A 16,627-nucleotide genomic window follows, 5' to 3' on the forward strand; every position below is an offset into this window, starting at 1 on the left:
CTTCATTTAAGAGCTCCCACTAATCATAATGGCTGTGATTGAGAAGAAAAGAACTCGCGATCTGCCCCAAATTAACGAACGAATTCGCTTCCCGAAAATTCGGGTCATTGACACTGACGGTGCCCAACTGGGAATTATGCCCCCACAGGAAGCACTACAACTAGCAGAAGAAAAAGAGCTAGATTTGGTGCTAATCAGCGATAAAGCTGATCCGCCAGTTTGTCGGATTATGGACTACGGGAAATACAAGTTTGAGCAAGAAAAAAAGGCGCGGGAAGCCCGGAAAAAACAGCACACGGCTGATGTCAAAGAAGTTAAGATGCGCTACAAAATAGAAGAACACGACTACAACGTGCGTGTTAAGCAAGCAGAGCGCTTTTTGAAAGATGGCGATAAAGTCAAAGCGACTGTGATGTTCCGGGGTCGAGAAATTCAACACAGCGACCTAGCAGAAGATTTGCTCAAGCGAATGGCAACGGATTTGGAGCCTTTTGGTGAGCTTCAACAAGCCCCTAAAAAAGAAGGACGAAACATGATGATGCTCATTTCGCCTAAAAAATAATTCTCTAACTGTTTAATAGACCAAGTTTGAAAATCCCCTGACTAGAAGTCGGGGGATTTTTTCATGTTTTATTTGAATGCAATATACGCTTTGAGCGCATAGTTAGGGACTTCCAAATAAAAAAACATCCCAAATTTTCTTGTGGGATGGGTGTCCCCACCCGTCCCAGATTTAGGGCGCTCATGTTGCCCACCCCACAAAATGGATAATTTATTTCTTGGAAGTCCCTTAGCTATGCACTCCTACGAAAGCGTTTAAATTTATCTAAAATCGATAGTCCTGAACGCTGAGTGGGAAACATAATACTCAGTTGCTCAGGACTTTTGCTATTTCCAGGGGATGAGGAGGCAGGGGGGCAGAGGAGTAGAGGAGCAGAGGAGACAAGGGGGAATTATTGAACAAGTCTCTNCCCTTGTCTCCCCCCTCTTCCTTGTCTACCTTGTCTCTTCTCCATGCCCAATGCCCATTACACGGTGATACTACCAGAAAATAAAACTGCATGGAACTGAAAAATCACTGGTTGGCTGCAAATAAAGTTGCTTTACCACGACTACTACAGTGGGTGAATCTCCGACCAGAGGAGAGCGAACGAACCCAGATAATGTTTCTTTTTTACACAATTGTCTGTGTAGGATTGCGGTGGGCAGAAGACAGTACGGTGGCGCTGTTTTTGGATGAATATGGAACTCACCTGCTGCCGTGGATGTATATTGCTAGTGCGGTAATGAGTGCCGGACTGGTTTTTTTATACTCTTGGCTGCAAAAGATTTTTCCCTTACGTCGGGTAATTGTGGCGATCGCACCTTGCATGTTGATGCCATTAGTTTTATTAGTTGTATTACGTTGGGGATATCATTTTTCCTACCTGGCTGTGATTTCGGCATTTCTGCTGCGGCTGTGGGTAGATGCACTTTATGTGGTCAATGACCTTAACACTTCTATTGTCGCCAACCAAATATTTAATATTCGGGAGATTAAACGGACTTACCCACTGGTGAGTAGTGGTCTTTTGGTAGCAGATGTGATCAGTGGCTTTAGTTTGCCTTGGCTAGTGCAATACACCACGCTGAATAAGATCATCCTCATCGCCTGTATTGTGATTTTATTAGGATCGGCGATTCTATTCTATTTAACTCATCACTATCGAGCAGCTTTCCCTGAAACCCCACAAAGACTAGTTCCCGAACAACAAGCTTCACGGGAGCGTTTCATTAAAAGCCCGCTGAAGCGGTACGTCTGGCAGTTGTTTGCTTTTGTGGGACTGTTGCAAGTTATTGGCTTGTTAATAGATTTTCAGTATCTGCGCGAACTCCAATCCAATTTGAGCGACCGAGAACTTGCGAGCTTTTTGGGTCTGTTTGGGGGGATGTTGGGACTGTGTGAGTTGTTGTTGCAGTGGTTTTTTTCCAGCCGACTCATCGAACGGATGGGGGTATTTTTCACTGCGACGCTTTTACCAATTACCGTCGGCTTTTCACTTCCAGGAGTGCTGGTATTGCTGCATTTAATTCCAGCCATGCAATCGCAAAGCTTTTTCTGGGGTTTGATAATTGTCAAATTCTTTGATGAACTTCTGCGCTACACCTTTGTCATGAGTAGCGGCCCCATCCTGTACCAACCGATTCCAGAGGGAATTCGCAGCCGGATGCAGACTTTATCTGGTGGAACCGCCGAAGCGATCGCCACAGGTTTGACAGGAGTGCTAATTTTTGCAACTATCTTGTTTTGTGGGCGGTTTGTACCCGAACCACTACAAAGATGGGTGTTGGTAGCAGAAACCATGCTGATAACTGGCACTTGTTTAACAGTAGTTTGGGAATTGCGATCGCGCTATGTGGAACTGTTAGTCTTGAGTGTGGCGCGGGGTCACTTGAGTGCAAGCAATGTCGGCTTACGTTTTTTCAAACAGGGAGTAGTCAAAGCTTTAGCAGAAAAAGGCAGTGAGGCTGATAAACGCTCTTGTATTGAACTTTTAGCCCAAATTGACTCCCAAGGCGCGGCGGAAGTTTTAGCCCCGCTACTAGTGAAGTTAACCCCAGATTTGCAGCGCCAAAGTTTGGAAGTGATGCTGATGGGAGGTGTAAATCCGGTTTATTTAGCCGCCATCCGTCCTTTATTAGAAGAATCCCAAGAAACTAACCCCGAAGTTTTTGCCTTAGCGCTGCGCTACGTTTGGCTGGCTGAACCAAATCCCAATTTAAGCCTTTTAGAAGGATATTTACACCCGCGCCAAAACTCACTCATCCGCGCTACTGCCGCCGCTTTAGTCTTACGCCAGGGAACGCCGATGCAAAAGGTAGCAGCTACTCAAACCATGCGCCGGATGCTGACTCATAAGCAAGAACGGGAACGGGTGAATGGAGTTAGAGCGCTGAGAGAAGCAGTTTATTTGCAGGCGTTGCGGATTCATATCCCGAATTTATTACAAGATGAGTCCTTACGGGTGCGCTGTGCCGTATTAGAAATGATTTCAGCCACCCATTTAGAAGAGTACTATTCGGCACTGATTGCAGCACTTTATTACAAATCAACGCGCAGCACAGCCATGTCAGCCCTAGTGCGACTAGAAAATGAAGCTTTAGAAATGCTGTTGCGGTTGGCAACCAATATTTACAAACCAGAAGTAGTGCGGATGTATGCTTGGCGTACCATTGCTCAAGTCGGTACCCAGCAAGCATTAGAGACTTTATGGGAAAACTTGGAAATATCCTGGGGTACTACTAGGGATCATATTCTCCGCAGCTTACTAAAAATTCACAAACAACCAGGAATTAAAGGTTTAGTAGATCGATTTTATGAAAGTCGGGTAGAAAATTTAATTAAGCAGGAATTAAAATTTTTAGGTGAAATTTACGCCGCATACATTGACTTGCAAACACTAGACCAAAAAGAAAATTATCAATCCAATCAAAGGATTGTGATTGTCTCGGAATTACTGCAACGCGCCCTTCTAGAATTGGAATTGGATGTCAAAGAGCGGCTGCTACTGCTATTGAAACTGCTTTATTCGCCAGAAAAGATGCAGGCAGCAGCATTTAATCTGCGATCGCTCTCAGTGGTAAACTTAGCGCGGGGCTTAGAAATATTAGAGCATACTGTCACTTTGTCTTCAAAATCTTTATTGCTGAATATTTTAGATAACCGACCACAGGCAGAAAAATTACAATATCTTGTCGAAGCCAAGATCGTAGAATATGAGAATATGATAGTTAGCGATCGCCTCCACAGATTGCTGATGTTGGGTAATTTCCTTTCTGACTGGTGTCTAGCTTGCTGTTTTCATTATGCTCAAGTTACACGCATCCGACTGACCAGTTCTGAGATATTAGTGAGTTTGCGTCATCCCACCGGCTTTGTCAGAGAAGCTGCGATCGCATATTTAAATATGGTTTCACATCGCGTTCTCCTGCAAATCCTCCCCCAGCTACAAAAAGATCCACATCCTTTGGTAGTTGCTCAAGTTAAAGAGTTACTCGAAAAATACCAATTCCAAAAGTACAATTGATATTACTTATAAGTGCAACATAGTAAAAATAACTTTGTAGTTAAAAATAACGCAAAGGTTCATATTAGCTTTGTTCTGCCATCTTCAACTAGGCATAAATCAAAATAATCACAAGGTTAATTTCTTGGCTACTAATAAACCTAATTGCTCACAAGTGCTAACACTTTCTGGTAACAATTGTTTGTAATACTCTAAACAAATCAATTACCAGCAAAAGCTTGGGAGGCAAAATGGCTTCTGGTCAAATTCAACACGCTATTGGCATATTTCGTAATCGCAAAATTGCACTACAGGCGCTCGACGAACTGAGAAGTAGTGGCTTTTCGATGAATAAAATTTCTGTAATCACTAAAAAACCCAAGCTCAATGAGCAACTTGACAGTTCCGACACGAGTGAAAGTAATATTGCTCCTGCTGAAGGTGCTAGGGCGGGTGGATTAGCAGGCGCTACGGCGGGAGGTTTACTTACCTTAGTTGCGGGTTTGGGTATTTTGCTTATTCCTGGTTTTGGCCCAGCGCTAGCAGCAGAGTCTGTTTTAGCCACCCTGTTAGGAAGTGGAGCTAGCGCAGCTGCTGGCGGTCTGATTGGCGCACTACGAGGTTGGTTTCTTCCTGAAGAAGTTGCCCAACTCTACAATGACCGAGTATTCCAAGGTGATTATTTAGTGACGATAGAAAGTACAGAAGACGATATCCGTCAAGCTGAATCTATTCTTAGGCGTTGGGGTATTCAGGAATGGCGAGTTTTTGACATTCCCAACAGTTGAAATCATAGGACTTTAAATGAGTAATGAGTAATGAGTGGATGAGAAATGGGTATTTACTCATTACTTATTATTCCAGAATCACCGACCCTTCTTTCTCGGTGAGTATGTCAATCCTCTGCTAACTTGTAAAGTAAGTGGAAGAGAGCATAAAGAGAATTAATGTACGTACTAATTGGTGGAGCTGGCTTAGTAGGCTTAAGTTTAGCGCAAAAACTGGTAGAACTAGGACATACTGTTGCCGTAATTGACATTGACCCTATTGCTTGTCGCTACGCCCGCGAACAAGTAGGAGCAATGGCTTTTGAAGGCAGTGCTGTGAGTACAGAAGTATTATTAGAAGCGGGGATTCGCAAAGCCGGTTCCTTGGCAGCAGTTCTGAGAAGTGATGCCTTAAACTTGGCAATGGTAACTCTTGCTAAACACTACGGCGTCACCCATATTTTGAGTCGGATGCGCCACCCCGATTTTGCCGAACCGCTGCGGATAGCTGGAGCTAACCATATTATCAGTACTGTTGAACTATCAGTTTCAACAATGGTGAATGCCATTGAGTATCCGCAAGTAGAATCAATGATGCATTTTGAGCAGGGACAGATTGAGGTTCTGAAACTTTCCATCCCCAACAATTGCTATGTTGCTGGTCGTAGTGTTGCCGAAATTGCTCAAGATCCCCAATTCCCCACTGGTTCGCTAATTATTGGCTATCAATCTCATCCCCACGAAGATTTGATGATTCCTAACGGCAGTACAATACTGGAACCTCATTCAACTGTGCTGATTGTGACTAAACCAAGATGCTTACATCAAGTCATTGATTTTATTGAACAAAGATGTTGAGCGTAGTTCCTACCTAAATTGTTTATTAGGTAGGGTTAGCTACACATATAAAAAATTGGTGAGTTTTGATGAAGCTGTATAGATATATTTATTTAGCGATCGCTGTTATTATTCTTGCATCTTGTGAATCAACACCCAAGTCACAACCCAATGCCATTCCAGCAACCCCATTGCAAAAAACAGTGACGTTGGATAAGAATTTTAAGATAGCAAGCGGTCAAACTGTTTATGTTCCTGTCTACTCTCATATCTATCATCACAATCGCCAAGAGATTTTTGAGTTAGCAGCTACGCTTAGTATTCGGAATACAGATTTGACCAATCCGATGATTATTACTTCTGTACGTTACTACAACTCAGAAGGGAAACTAATTAAGCAGTATTTGGAGCGCCCTATTCAACTTGATGCCCTAGCTTCGACAGATTTTTTTATCAATAGAAATGACACCAGTGGAGGTTTAGGCGCAAACTTCATTGTCGAGTGGGTAGCCCAAACAGAAATATCCGAACCGATAGTGGAGGCAGTCATGATTGGTACTGACTTTCAGCAAGGAATTTCTTTTATCAGTCCTGGTAGAGTGATTAAAAGTCAAAATAACTATAAGCGATCGCCTTTAAAATAGAATTTTTCAAAAGCTAATTTATCGAACAGAATTCAGGAGTCAGCACTCAGTATGGTAAAGGGGACTTGTGTGATGCGGCGCTATCGGGAATCGCAGAATAGGGGAGTTGATAGCCGATAGGTAGATAATACGTAAGCAATTTTTTTTTGTAACGAACTTATGTAAAGCTGTAAAAGAAAAATGCCTTGTTAAATCTATGAACATCCATAAAGTCTCTACTACTCCCTTCAGCGACCAAAAGCCTGGTACTTCTGGGCTGCGGAAAGCAGTTAAGGTTTTTCAGCAGCCCCACTACCTGGAAAATTTTATCCAATCCATCTTCGATTCTGTAGGGGACTTGCAGGGACAAACCATAGTCCTGGGTGGTGATGGTCGTTATTACAATCGCCAAGCCATTCAAATCATTTTGAAAATGGCTGCGGCCAATGGAATTGGGCGGATTAAAGTTGGCCAACGGGGGATTTTGTCTACTCCTGCAACTTCCGCGATTATTCGCAAGTACGAGGCTATTGGTGGCATCATCTTGTCTGCTAGCCATAATCCGGGCGGGCCAAATGGTGACTTTGGCGTGAAATATAACATTAACAACGGTGGCCCAGCCCCGGAAAAGGTGACAGAGGCTATGTACAATCGCAGTAAAGTGATTGATAGCTACCAAATTCTGGAAGCATCAGATGTAGATTTAGAAACTTTGGGTGAGTCACATTTAGGAGAGACGGTAGTTGAGGTGATTGACTCCGTACATGATTATCAAGAGTTAATGGAGTCCCTGTTTGATTTTGAACAGATTCACCAACTGTTGACAAAAGGAAATTTTCGGTTCAGCATCGATGCCTTACATGCGGTGGCTGGCCCTTATGCCCATGCTATTTTCGAGCAACGTTTAGGCGCACCAGTGGGAACTGTGCAAAATGGTACACCCCTAGAAGACTTTGGCGGCGGCCACCCTGACCCAAATCTGGTTTATGCCCATGATTTAGTAGATATTTTGTACGGAGAGAATGCGCCCGACTTTGGGGCAGCTTTTGATGGAGATGGCGATCGCAATATGATCTTAGGGCGTAAATTCTTTGTCACCCCTAGCGATAGCCTCGCAGTGTTAGCCGCAAACGCCAAGCTAGTCCCTGGTTATAGTGCAGGTTTAGCCGGGGTAGCGCGATCGATGCCTACTAGCCAAGCAGTAGATCGAGTTGCTGCTCAGATTGGGATTGAATCTTATGAAACACCCACAGGCTGGAAGTTTTTCGGCAATCTCTTAGACGCGGGGAAAGCAACTCTGTGCGGTGAAGAAAGTTTTGGTACCGGCTCTAATCATATCCGTGAAAAAGATGGGCTATGGGCTGTCCTGTTTTGGCTGAATATCCTAGCAGTCCGGCAACAATCTGTTGAGCAGATTGTCCGGGAACACTGGCAAACCTATGGACGCAATTATTACTCACGCCATGACTATGAAGAGATAGAGACAGGTCCAGCCAACACTTTAATAGAAAGACTGCGTTCCTTATTGCCAAATCTTAAAGGCAAGCAATTCGGTAACTATCAAGTTGAATACAGTGATGACTTTAGTTATACCGACCCTGTTGATGGTAGCATTAGCCATCAACAGGGTGTTCGCATTGGCTTTACCGATGGCTCCCGCATTGTCGTGCGACTTTCTGGCACGGGCACTCAAGGTGCAACCCTAAGAGTTTATCTAGAAAGCTACGAGCCAGATCCCGCCAAACATGACCTTGAGCCACAGCAAGCACTTGCTTCTTTAATCACTATTGCTCAAGAGATAGTCCAGATTCGCGAACTGACAGGACGGGAACAGCCAACTGTAATCACCTAGCACTTTGTTAATACCAACTTGAAGAAAGAATCCCACAAATGAGTAATGAGTAATAAGTAATGAGTAATAAGTAATGAGTAATGAGTAAAAACTTCTTACTTCTTACTCATTACTTCTCCCCGGCACATGCGCAGGCTTTAAGAGGTGTGCTGAGAAATCCGGGTTAATCATCTTCTAATTTCAGTAATTGTTCATCGAGAATTTGTATCCGTCCGCGCACAATTTCTTCTGAAAGAATTCGCTTCCGCATTGCCTCATTGAGCGCTCCTTTTTCTGCCAGCAGTAAACGTCGGCGAATAGCCTCAAGTTTACTGCTCTTGCCACTTCTAGCTTCCACCTCATCAGGGCGACGATTATATAATTCCCGCAGTGTCTTTTCTGCACTCGCAATTCGTACCTGATAAGCTGAACGCATCTCTTCATAAACGGCTTTTGGTAATACCCCTGATTTTAACAGGCTATCTAATTCATCTTGTGCCGCCTTACCCGTCATCAACTGGGCTTGCAACTCTTCAACCTGTTGTTGAACTTCAGAAAATTTAGATAACTTTAAGCGTTTTACCACCCAAGGCAAACTTAAACCCTGTCCCACTAACGAAACCAGCACACAGCCGAAGACTATAGCGATCAGGACTTCTCGCCCTGGTAATGTAGTGGGTAAACTCAATGCCAGAGCCATTGAGAGTGAACCTTTGATGTTGCCTAAAAACAGTAAATGTTGCCAGCGCAGCGGAATTGGGCGGTCAATCCAACGAACTACTGCTAGCAGTGGATACACCGTAAGAACTCGCCCGATTTGATAAGCCAAAACTGCAAGTAGAATTGCAGGTAAAGTTTTCCAGAGCGTTACCAAATTTATTTCTACACCAATCAACAGAAAAATAAAGGTGTTGACAGTAAAACTGGCATATTCCCAGAAACTCAACAAGGTAATGCGGCTAGAGGCAGAAGTATTGCGAGAAAGCCCAAAATTCCCAAAAATTAATCCAGCGACAACTACGGCCACAGGACCTGATACACCGAGAAATTGCCCAACCTGAAAAGTTCCTAATGCAACTGCGACTGTCAGCAAAAGACTGCTAAGAGCATCATCTAAACGGGCGAATACAGGTATACTCAAGTAGCCCAAGACCAACCCCACAACGCAGCCTCCTAGAGAGATAAATAGCAGTTGTTGGATTCCCTCTATAAATGTGAGTGAGCCTGTTGAATATACTTGCACAATCAAGTTGAAGGAAACTAGGGCAGCGGCATCATTGAATAGGGTTTCCCCTTCAACGATGGTGGAAAGCCGCGAGGGTACTGGTATATCCTTAAATACAGCAATCATGGAAACAGTATCAGTGTTTGCCAGAATTACTCCGACAAATAACGCAGGTATCCAACTCAGTCCCAGCCCAAATTTCAACAGGAGGGCAATAATCGCACTGGAAATCACAGCCCCTGGCCCAGCTAGTAGGGCAATTGGTTTAAAGGTGCTGCGTAGGCGGCTAACATCTGTATTAATACCAGCTTCAAAGATGAGAATTGGCAAGAAAAGATTTAAAACAAGGGTTGGATTTAAACCAATCCGACGAGACAATAACTCAGTGATGGGCAAACCTGCTAATACTAAACCCGTAACATAAGGGATTCCCAACCGTCGGGATAGCAAAGCTACTCCTGTGGCAAGCAGCAAGAGGATAATTGAAACTTTGACTAATTCAGTAACATCCACATTAGAAAAGCTATTTTAACTTTGCTGATAGATTCTCTCTTCATTCATACCAAATTAGCAAGTTCAGGGTGTGGTTTCAGAACTTCTAATTTCCTCCACTTGACCAACTTCAAAAATTAGGGTGAATGGTTGCCCCATCTCTCGTTTGATAAATGCTTCTAATAATTCTACTTGCCGAGGTGTGACAGGTTCTCTTGCTCGGACGCTCAAACGCACTTCTGGGGGATTTGTCAACCAATTGGTATTACTGTTAAGCAACTGCAAGCGGCCAAAGGTGACAGTTCGATTCAATAATGCCCGTCGTAAGCTGGTTTCTAGTTGTGCTTGTCGTACAAGTCGGGCAAAGCTGACTCCCAAGGGAATTAGTAGAATAGCTGTCAAAGCCATAGTCCAAATTAGGGGTTGACGGGCCCGCGCCATTGAAGTGTAACCTGCTACTAAGAATGTCACCATACAGGAGAGGGCAATACCTAATAAGTTGGTGAGATAAAGTAGAGTTGCCCCCAAACTGAGTGACCAATTTCCTTGTGCCAAGCCTAAACCAATGACACAAATGGGGGGCATGAGGGCAACAGCGATCGCAGTTCCTGCTAAACTAGTAGATATTTTCGTTTCAATTTTCGCGTAGCCACTAATACCACCAGCTGCTACAGCAATTCCCAAATCTAACAATGTTGGTCTAGATCGAGCCAGTACTTCGCCACCATAACTCGGCAATCCCACCAGCAAGCCCAGAGTAAAAGCGATCGCTACCGCTAACATAGTGCCTACTGCTACAGCAATTATCCCCTTGCGAAACAAAGTAATATCTGCTTGCAAAGCACCAAAAGCTAACCCACGAATCGGCAACATCAGGGGGGCAATAATCATTGCACCGATAATCACGGCCGCACTGTTGGATAATAAACCCAAAGTTGCGATCGCACAAGAGCTAATAATTAAAATTATGTAAGCTGAATCTAGAGTCGATTCAGCCAGCAAGTCGGTTTGTAGCTGTTGTAGTTGTTCCGGCTGCGAACCCCGGCGGCGGAAATTTTTAAACCGGTCTCGAATGTTATTACCCAAGACCTTCCTCCTAAATGTTCGGTTAACTGTAAAATCTTCTTTCTCTGTTAATTAAAGTCTTACATTGAACTAGTGTCATCTGAAAATAGTCATGTTGAAGTCCACCAGACGTACAGAATTCACGGCTTTATTTTGAATTCTGTTTCGATAAATGCAAAATTATACCAGGAATTTACTTATGGTACTTGAATCAGCGATCGCCGAGGAAGTCATTACAAATAATCTCAAGCAATTTCTGTTGGTACTTTCGGTGTCTCTAGGCGTGGCGACACTACCGCAGATATTTAGCTGGTTTCGCAATATACCTTACACCTTACTATTGGTGATTGTCGGGTTAGGTTTGGCCTTTGTCGATGTCCGTTTAGTAACCCTTTCCCCCGAATTAATTTTGTTCATTTTCTTACCACCGCTACTATTTGAAGCCGCATGGAATTTGAAATGGGCGGAACTGAAGCGAGATTTAGTGCCAATTTGCCTGTATGCAGTGTTCGGGGTGTTAATTGCGATCGCCGGGGTAGCGATCGCTCTCAATCAACTCGTTGGTATTTCCCTAACTACAGCTTTACTCATTGCAGCCAGTCTATCTGCAACTGACCCTGTTTCTGTCACCGCTTTGTTTCGCCAACTCGGCGTAGGTAGTCGTCTTACCACCTTAATGGAAGGCGAAAGCTTGTTTAATGATGGTATGGCTGTAGTTGCCTTTGGTTTTTTGGTAGCCTTATCTTTGGGAACTGTAGAATTGGAATTCCAGCCAATTTTATTACAGTTATTTACAGTTGTTGGCATTGGTATAGGGGTGGGAGCTTTTATCGGATTTGGTATTTCCTACCTTACCCAGCGTTTCGATTTGCCTTTAGTGGAACAATCCTTAACTTTAGTTTCCGCCTACGGCACTTACCTAATTGTCGAAGACTTAGGCGGTTCTGGAGTAATTGGAGTTGTCACCACAGGTTTGATTTTAGGCAACTTTGGCTCTCGTATCGGCATGAATCCCCGCACCCGGATTATTGTCTCCGAGTTTTGGGAATTTCTGGCATTCTTTGTTAATTCAATTGTCTTTCTGCTAATTGGCGACCAAATACGCTTTGCTAGTTTAGGCGAAAACCTGCAAATCATAATGGTGACAGTCGCAGCAATGATTGTAATGCGGGCAGTTGGTATTTACATTCTCAGCAAATTGAGTACTAGCATCACCAAATCGGACATTTCTTTACCAGAACAAACTATCCTCTGGTGGGGTGGGTTACGCGGTTCCGTCTCCATTGCCCTGGCATTGAGTGTATCGACGACACTGCCAGAGCGAGAAAAAATCATTGCAACAGTATTTGGAGTAGTTTTATTTACTCTGCTTGTTCAGGGATTGACCATCAAACCTTTGCTGGAAAAACTCAATTTGCTTGGTGATGCACCCTTGCGCGAGCAATATTTAGAATTCGTTGCCCGTCATGTTGCCTTAGAACGCGTTTTAGAACACCTCCAGGCAGATCAACGCCCCGGTATTGACCCAGAATTTCGCCGTTATCAAGAGACACTAATCAAAGGTGAACTTGTAGATCTACGGATGGAAATTGACAAATTACAGGGTGAATATCCGAATCTTCAGAGCTTTACAACAGAACAATTTCGAGGAGAACTGTTGGCAATTGAGGCAGATACTTATGCAGAATTTGTCAAATCTGGTCGGTTAAATAAAGAATTAGCATCTATGCTTGAGGATGTTTTGCAAGATAATAAATCTCAATAAAATTGAATTTTTATCGATCGTAATAAGGGCTTATTTGTTAAGTCTGCAAAAAAAAAGCCGGGTTTTTTCGCTATCAAGCCTAAAAAACCCAGCTTTCTTTTATATTTTTACTCGAACCCGGTAACTCCCGGAATTTCAAGGACAAAATCTGCCCCATATACAGATGCAGGAGTCTGGAATCCTACCTTAACTTCGCCTTGAATCACCCGTTTGCTCACTGCTACAGCCGCTAATGCCGTAAAATCGTATGCTTCCGGTCCTAAGAGCTTTGCAGTTACTTGTTGACCAGTTTCATCCTCAGCAATACCAATTACTCGAACTTGCCCCTTGGCTCGTTCTGCCGCCGTTAGCCCAGTGGGTAGAGTTTTAATTAGACTTGCTAAAGCACTTTGGAATAAAGACGAGTTAAATAACCATCCCAAATACTGGCTCAACTCCATCAGGAAGCGCACAGGATTAGGGAATACGGTATAAACCTCAATATTGGGAATACCCGTAGTTTGGAACGCAGTGATAATATCAGCACGCCAAGGGTTTGTTACCGCTGTCACCGGGCCATAACCAAAATCAACCTTACGTCTTTTCGATGCTGGAGCAGATGGGATGAGCTTACCTGCTTCTCGAACTACCCCGATATGATGTAAAGTTGGCAGTACTGTATTTGCAGTTCCCTGAGATACACCGCCTACTGTTTCATAGATTAAAATCAGTCGCGTTGCAGCTGCTAACTTCTGTTTGAGGTAAGCAGCTACACAATCAGTAGGGACAACTCCAAATCCCACACCAGGGAGAAGCATTATCCCTGCACTTTTAGCCTCAGCATCTCGTGCTTGTAGCGCCTGAAATTCAGGTACTTCGCCAGCTATGTCTAAATAGTGAGTTTTAGTTTGGAGGCAAGCATCGACAAGTGGCTTTGAGGTTTTGGAGAAAGGCCCAGAGCAGTTGATGACAGCAATTATATCCTCAAGAGAGCGAGCGAGCGATCGCGGCTCATTTAAGCCAAAAACCCGAAAGTCCAAACTTAATTCATTGGCTACAGCTGCTAGTGAATTTTGATTGCGTCCAGCTAAAATTAATTCCAGTCCGTTATTTTTAGCAGATTCAGCAATGAGTTTTCCAGCATAGCCAGTTGCACCATACAATAACACCCTTGATGTCATTAATTATCACCAGCTAGGAGTTGTTCGCAATCTGCTGCCATAACCTGACTTCAGGTGGTTCAACTAAAAATTGTCCTGATTTTTCCCCTAAAGCTTTAATATACGGCTGCTCTAAGTGTTGAGCCAAAATTTCTTGGCTGACCCAGTTTTCATGTAACAGAAACAAAGATGGGTCATCAACAGATTGGTGCAAATCGTAATTAATACAACCTTCTTCTGCAAGAGTGAGAGCTATTACAGGTTGAAATTCCTGCTTAAAATTGTCTTCCAAACCTGGCTTTACTTTTAGTCGAGCGGTGACAGTTACTTTCTGATTTGACATTGTGGTTCCTCTTTTTTACTAAAACTAATTCAAGTATTAATGCTGTTAATAATTTCCGAAGGCTTGAAGTAGTTATAAGGTATGGGACGAGTCTGATTTCTAATGTCTATTTGCCGTTCTATTTCATGTAAATTCTGTTGAAATTGCACCACAATTTCCTGCGCCAATGGGTCGGCAAACTCCTCATCATAAAAACCCAATTTATCATAGTGGTACGATGTTAAAATCTCAGTCCACATCACCTGGTCGGCAGCTTGTTTAAAGGGAGGAAGTATCTTCATAATAGTTTCCAAGTCTACACCCTTAGTTTCTGGAATTGGGTGGTAGGCTGCATAGGGCATATTGGGTACAAAGGCCATATATTCGTACTGAGAAAAATTTAAAGCAGAGTGTAGAGGAGCGCAAGTGAATACTACCACACTGATGATTTCAATCAGTTGTTCTAGAGTCTCAATCTTGGCTGGCATTCCCTTGACTCTACCACCATCTTGAGCCACTAATTCTCTAGCCCAATTTTGCAACTCATAGTCATCAATGATATCTTGTGAGGTTTTGTAATAGAGTTGCAAGTATTCAGCCACAAACTTTTCGACAGCATTCCAAATTAATATGCCATCGTCCCGGAAAGGAAAGTGCGGTAAAATTTCTGGGTCATCCGTTCGCCGACTTTTTATTAACCGAGGGAAAGTAAACTTTTCCACACTCCATTCTTCATAAACCTTCGCCACAAACCCAAGAGACTCCGCCAATGAACCTGCCATAAACTCATCAACCGGGCCTCCAGGTTGTAAAAACTGAGTGCGCCCCAAATCGTTATCAAATAGCATAAAACGGAAGTGGGGTTTTAACAGTAAAGCGATGGGATGATTTTCTGCTAGTTGCCGCGCAGTGACAATTGCAAACGGAGCCATAACTGCATGGGTATAGGCGAAATGACTACCCAATTCTTGATGGTTGCCATCAGCAATTTGAACGCAGGTTTTTGCCAAAAACCAATCTAAATGGGGGTCATCTGGTGTATAAATTACGCTTTTTGCACCAGAATCATGATTAATCTGGATGGCAACAGGTACTAGAGAACCACCATTAGGACTATCATTACTTTGCCAATAAAATAGAGCTTGTGGCTTGGGAAGGTACTTTTTAACATTCTCATAGACACCACCTTTAATATCAGATAACAAAGGATAATCTAAGAAATACAGCTTGCCTTCCTTAAGTGCCTTTTCCAAAGTAAGTTCTGTACCTGCTACCTTCTGAAAATGGGAATCAGTTACAGCAAAACTATCAGGTAATACATCAATTTTTTGGATAGCTAATGGGTTCGCTCCAGAGAGTCGTTGTTCCGCAAAACAAGAGTCTGTTTTGTAATTTTTTATGACATCGGGTTTTTGTAGTAGTGACAAAAGTTCTTCATATTCTTCCAATTCATCTAATGGGTCTAAGAAATTTCTGGCTTTGGCAGCTAGCATATTTGGTACAAGACTTGCCATACTTGCCAAACGTTTAGCAGTATATTCCGCCGAGAATATTTCTTTATGAGGAACTTTATCAATGACTGGTAGAGGAGCTAGATAATCGTAATTAAATTTGTACTCTTCTCGATTTTTATCTAGCCAATTGATTCGGACATTAACATCAGGATCTTTTTGTGGTAAATATGGTTTCACGATTATCTCCAATTCGGGTTTTTAGCGTTTGGTAGTAAATGATTAACGTCAAAAAGTTACTAAATTACGTCAGGATATAGCAACAACTTGAATTACAGAGTTTTCAGATACTCAATCAGAGCTTTTTTCTTTTCATCAGATAAATCAGTGCCATAAATATGTCCCTGATTTGAATTAGCAGTTACCGTCGTATCGTATTTAAAACCTATAGCTTTGGCTTCATCTCCCTCAGTAATAAAGCCGACTTTTTTCGGATCGTAGACATCATATCCCCGATAAAAAACTTGAGGACGATTCTCTGGTTTCTCGAACAAATCTTGTAGAGATGGAACTGAACCATTATGTAAATATGGCGCTCTTAACCATAATCCATCTAGAGAAACAGATACATACCCATTAGTTTTACGTAAGTTCTTAAAGTCCCAAGGGTAGCCATCACCAAAATGATTGTAAGTATCCGCTCCTTCTTGCGTCCACATATCTAACCGATGGCGGTCAGTTCCCACTTCTTCCACAGGGATAACAGTACCCGTTCTTTCACCACCAAAAGCGTGGCAAGATGCACAAGTATTAGCAAAAATTTGACTTCCTTTTGCAGCCACTTGCTCATCAATCGCAAATGGATATTTAGGAGGTGGTAGTTCTTGAATAAAATCTTCTACTCGTTGTAAATCTGCTACAGGAAGTGATTTTTTGGTTGCACCGTCACCAATTGCTCCAGTTTGAACAGTTTCTGTTAGTGAAGTTTCTAACCCATCCCAATGAAGTGCAAACCCTTTGTGCATCTTTTGATTCCAAAGAGACATCATATCAGAGTTGCCAAT

At 43.0% G+C, this 16,627-nt stretch carries 13 protein-coding genes; 7 read left to right on the forward strand and 6 right to left on the reverse strand.

The annotated features are described in order from the left end of the window. Positions 1-28 precede the first annotated feature (28 nt). From infC to QUD05_RS24040, 6 genes are all read left to right on the forward strand, one after another. Positions 29-562, forward strand: coding sequence for a translation initiation factor IF-3 (gene infC, locus QUD05_RS24015; RefSeq protein WP_104908867.1), 534 nt, complete (start codon positions 29-31; stop codon positions 560-562). A 499-nt stretch (positions 563-1,061) separates the two neighbouring features. Further along, complete coding sequence (locus QUD05_RS24020; RefSeq protein WP_289798288.1) at positions 1,062-4,067, forward strand: MFS transporter; 3,006 nt, start codon at positions 1,062-1,064, stop codon at positions 4,065-4,067. Positions 4,068-4,297: 230 nt separating this feature from the next. Beyond that, the gene (locus tag QUD05_RS24025) at positions 4,298-4,834 is read left to right on the forward strand and encodes a general stress protein (protein ID WP_289798289.1); all 537 of its coding nucleotides are present in this window, start codon (positions 4,298-4,300) and stop codon (positions 4,832-4,834) included. Between the two features lie 159 nt (positions 4,835-4,993). Beyond that, complete coding sequence (locus QUD05_RS24030) at positions 4,994-5,671, forward strand: potassium channel family protein (protein ID WP_094352965.1); 678 nt, start codon at positions 4,994-4,996, stop codon at positions 5,669-5,671. 68 nt (positions 5,672-5,739) lie between these two features. Further along, the gene (locus QUD05_RS24035; RefSeq protein WP_289798290.1) at positions 5,740-6,294 is read left to right on the forward strand and encodes a DUF3124 domain-containing protein; all 555 of its coding nucleotides are present in this window, start codon (positions 5,740-5,742) and stop codon (positions 6,292-6,294) included. 196 nt (positions 6,295-6,490) lie between these two features. Continuing rightward, the gene (locus QUD05_RS24040; RefSeq protein ID WP_289798291.1) at positions 6,491-8,125 is read left to right on the forward strand and encodes an alpha-D-glucose phosphate-specific phosphoglucomutase; all 1,635 of its coding nucleotides are present in this window, start codon (positions 6,491-6,493) and stop codon (positions 8,123-8,125) included. 163 nt (positions 8,126-8,288) lie between these two features. Here QUD05_RS24040 and QUD05_RS24045 read toward each other — a convergent pair whose 3' ends face one another. Together QUD05_RS24045 and QUD05_RS24050 are read right to left on the reverse strand one after the other, a co-directional pair. Next, positions 8,289-9,842 (reverse strand): cation:proton antiporter, encoded by a 1,554-nt coding sequence (locus QUD05_RS24045; protein WP_289798292.1) that lies wholly within the window; start codon positions 9,840-9,842, stop codon positions 8,289-8,291. A gap of 63 nt (positions 9,843-9,905) precedes the next feature. Then, positions 9,906-10,907, reverse strand: coding sequence for a DUF389 domain-containing protein (locus QUD05_RS24050; RefSeq protein ID WP_289798293.1), 1,002 nt, complete (start codon positions 10,905-10,907; stop codon positions 9,906-9,908). A gap of 178 nt (positions 10,908-11,085) precedes the next feature. On the opposite strand from QUD05_RS24050, the gene QUD05_RS24055 reads away from it, so the two are divergent. Then, positions 11,086-12,651 (forward strand): cation:proton antiporter, encoded by a 1,566-nt coding sequence (locus QUD05_RS24055; RefSeq protein ID WP_289798294.1) that lies wholly within the window; start codon positions 11,086-11,088, stop codon positions 12,649-12,651. 107 nt (positions 12,652-12,758) lie between these two features. On the opposite strand, the gene QUD05_RS24060 is transcribed toward QUD05_RS24055, so the two are convergent. From QUD05_RS24060 to QUD05_RS24075, 4 genes are all read right to left on the reverse strand, one after another. After that, positions 12,759-13,811: a saccharopine dehydrogenase family protein gene (locus tag QUD05_RS24060; protein WP_289798295.1), complete on the reverse strand. Its 1,053-nt coding sequence runs from the start codon at positions 13,809-13,811 to the stop codon at positions 12,759-12,761. A 13-nt stretch (positions 13,812-13,824) separates the two neighbouring features. Then, on the reverse strand, positions 13,825-14,133 hold the full coding sequence (locus QUD05_RS24065; RefSeq protein WP_289798296.1) for a putative quinol monooxygenase: 309 nt from the start codon (positions 14,131-14,133) through the stop codon (positions 13,825-13,827). Positions 14,134-14,162: 29 nt separating this feature from the next. Further along, a complete protein-coding gene (locus tag QUD05_RS24070) occupies positions 14,163-15,803 on the reverse strand; it encodes a lipoxygenase family protein (protein WP_289798297.1) in 1,641 nt (546 codons plus the stop codon). Positions 15,804-15,895: 92 nt separating this feature from the next. Beyond that, positions 15,896-16,612 carry a c-type cytochrome gene (locus QUD05_RS24075; RefSeq protein ID WP_289798298.1) on the reverse strand — a complete coding sequence of 239 codons (717 nt, stop codon included), beginning with the start codon at positions 16,610-16,612 and terminating at the stop codon, positions 15,896-15,898. Positions 16,613-16,627 lie beyond the last annotated feature (15 nt).

Source organism: Nostoc sp. GT001 (assembly GCF_030382115.1).
Lineage (GTDB): Bacteria > Cyanobacteriota > Cyanobacteriia > Cyanobacteriales > Nostocaceae > Nostoc.

What these genes read in the sequence shown, in the direction of transcription:
- QUD05_RS24035 (WP_289798290.1), top strand. Translation starts at nt 5,740, where the DNA reads ATGAAGCTGTATAGATATATTTATTTAGCGATCGCTGTTATTATTCTT.
- QUD05_RS24060 (WP_289798295.1), bottom strand. Translation starts at nt 13,811, where the DNA reads ATGACATCAAGGGTGTTATTGTATGGTGCAACTGGCTATGCTGGAAAA.
- QUD05_RS24055 (WP_289798294.1), top strand. Translation starts at nt 11,086, where the DNA reads ATGGTACTTGAATCAGCGATCGCCGAGGAAGTCATTACAAATAATCTC.
- QUD05_RS24030 (WP_094352965.1), top strand. Translation starts at nt 4,994, where the DNA reads ATGTACGTACTAATTGGTGGAGCTGGCTTAGTAGGCTTAAGTTTAGCG.
- QUD05_RS24025 (WP_289798289.1), top strand. Translation starts at nt 4,298, where the DNA reads ATGGCTTCTGGTCAAATTCAACACGCTATTGGCATATTTCGTAATCGC.
- infC (WP_104908867.1), top strand. Translation starts at nt 29, where the DNA reads ATGGCTGTGATTGAGAAGAAAAGAACTCGCGATCTGCCCCAAATTAAC.
- QUD05_RS24075 (WP_289798298.1), bottom strand. Translation starts at nt 16,612, where the DNA reads ATGATGTCTCTTTGGAATCAAAAGATGCACAAAGGGTTTGCACTTCAT.
- QUD05_RS24040 (WP_289798291.1), top strand. Translation starts at nt 6,491, where the DNA reads ATGAACATCCATAAAGTCTCTACTACTCCCTTCAGCGACCAAAAGCCT.
- QUD05_RS24020 (WP_289798288.1), top strand. Translation starts at nt 1,062, where the DNA reads ATGGAACTGAAAAATCACTGGTTGGCTGCAAATAAAGTTGCTTTACCA.
- QUD05_RS24065 (WP_289798296.1), bottom strand. Translation starts at nt 14,133, where the DNA reads ATGTCAAATCAGAAAGTAACTGTCACCGCTCGACTAAAAGTAAAGCCA.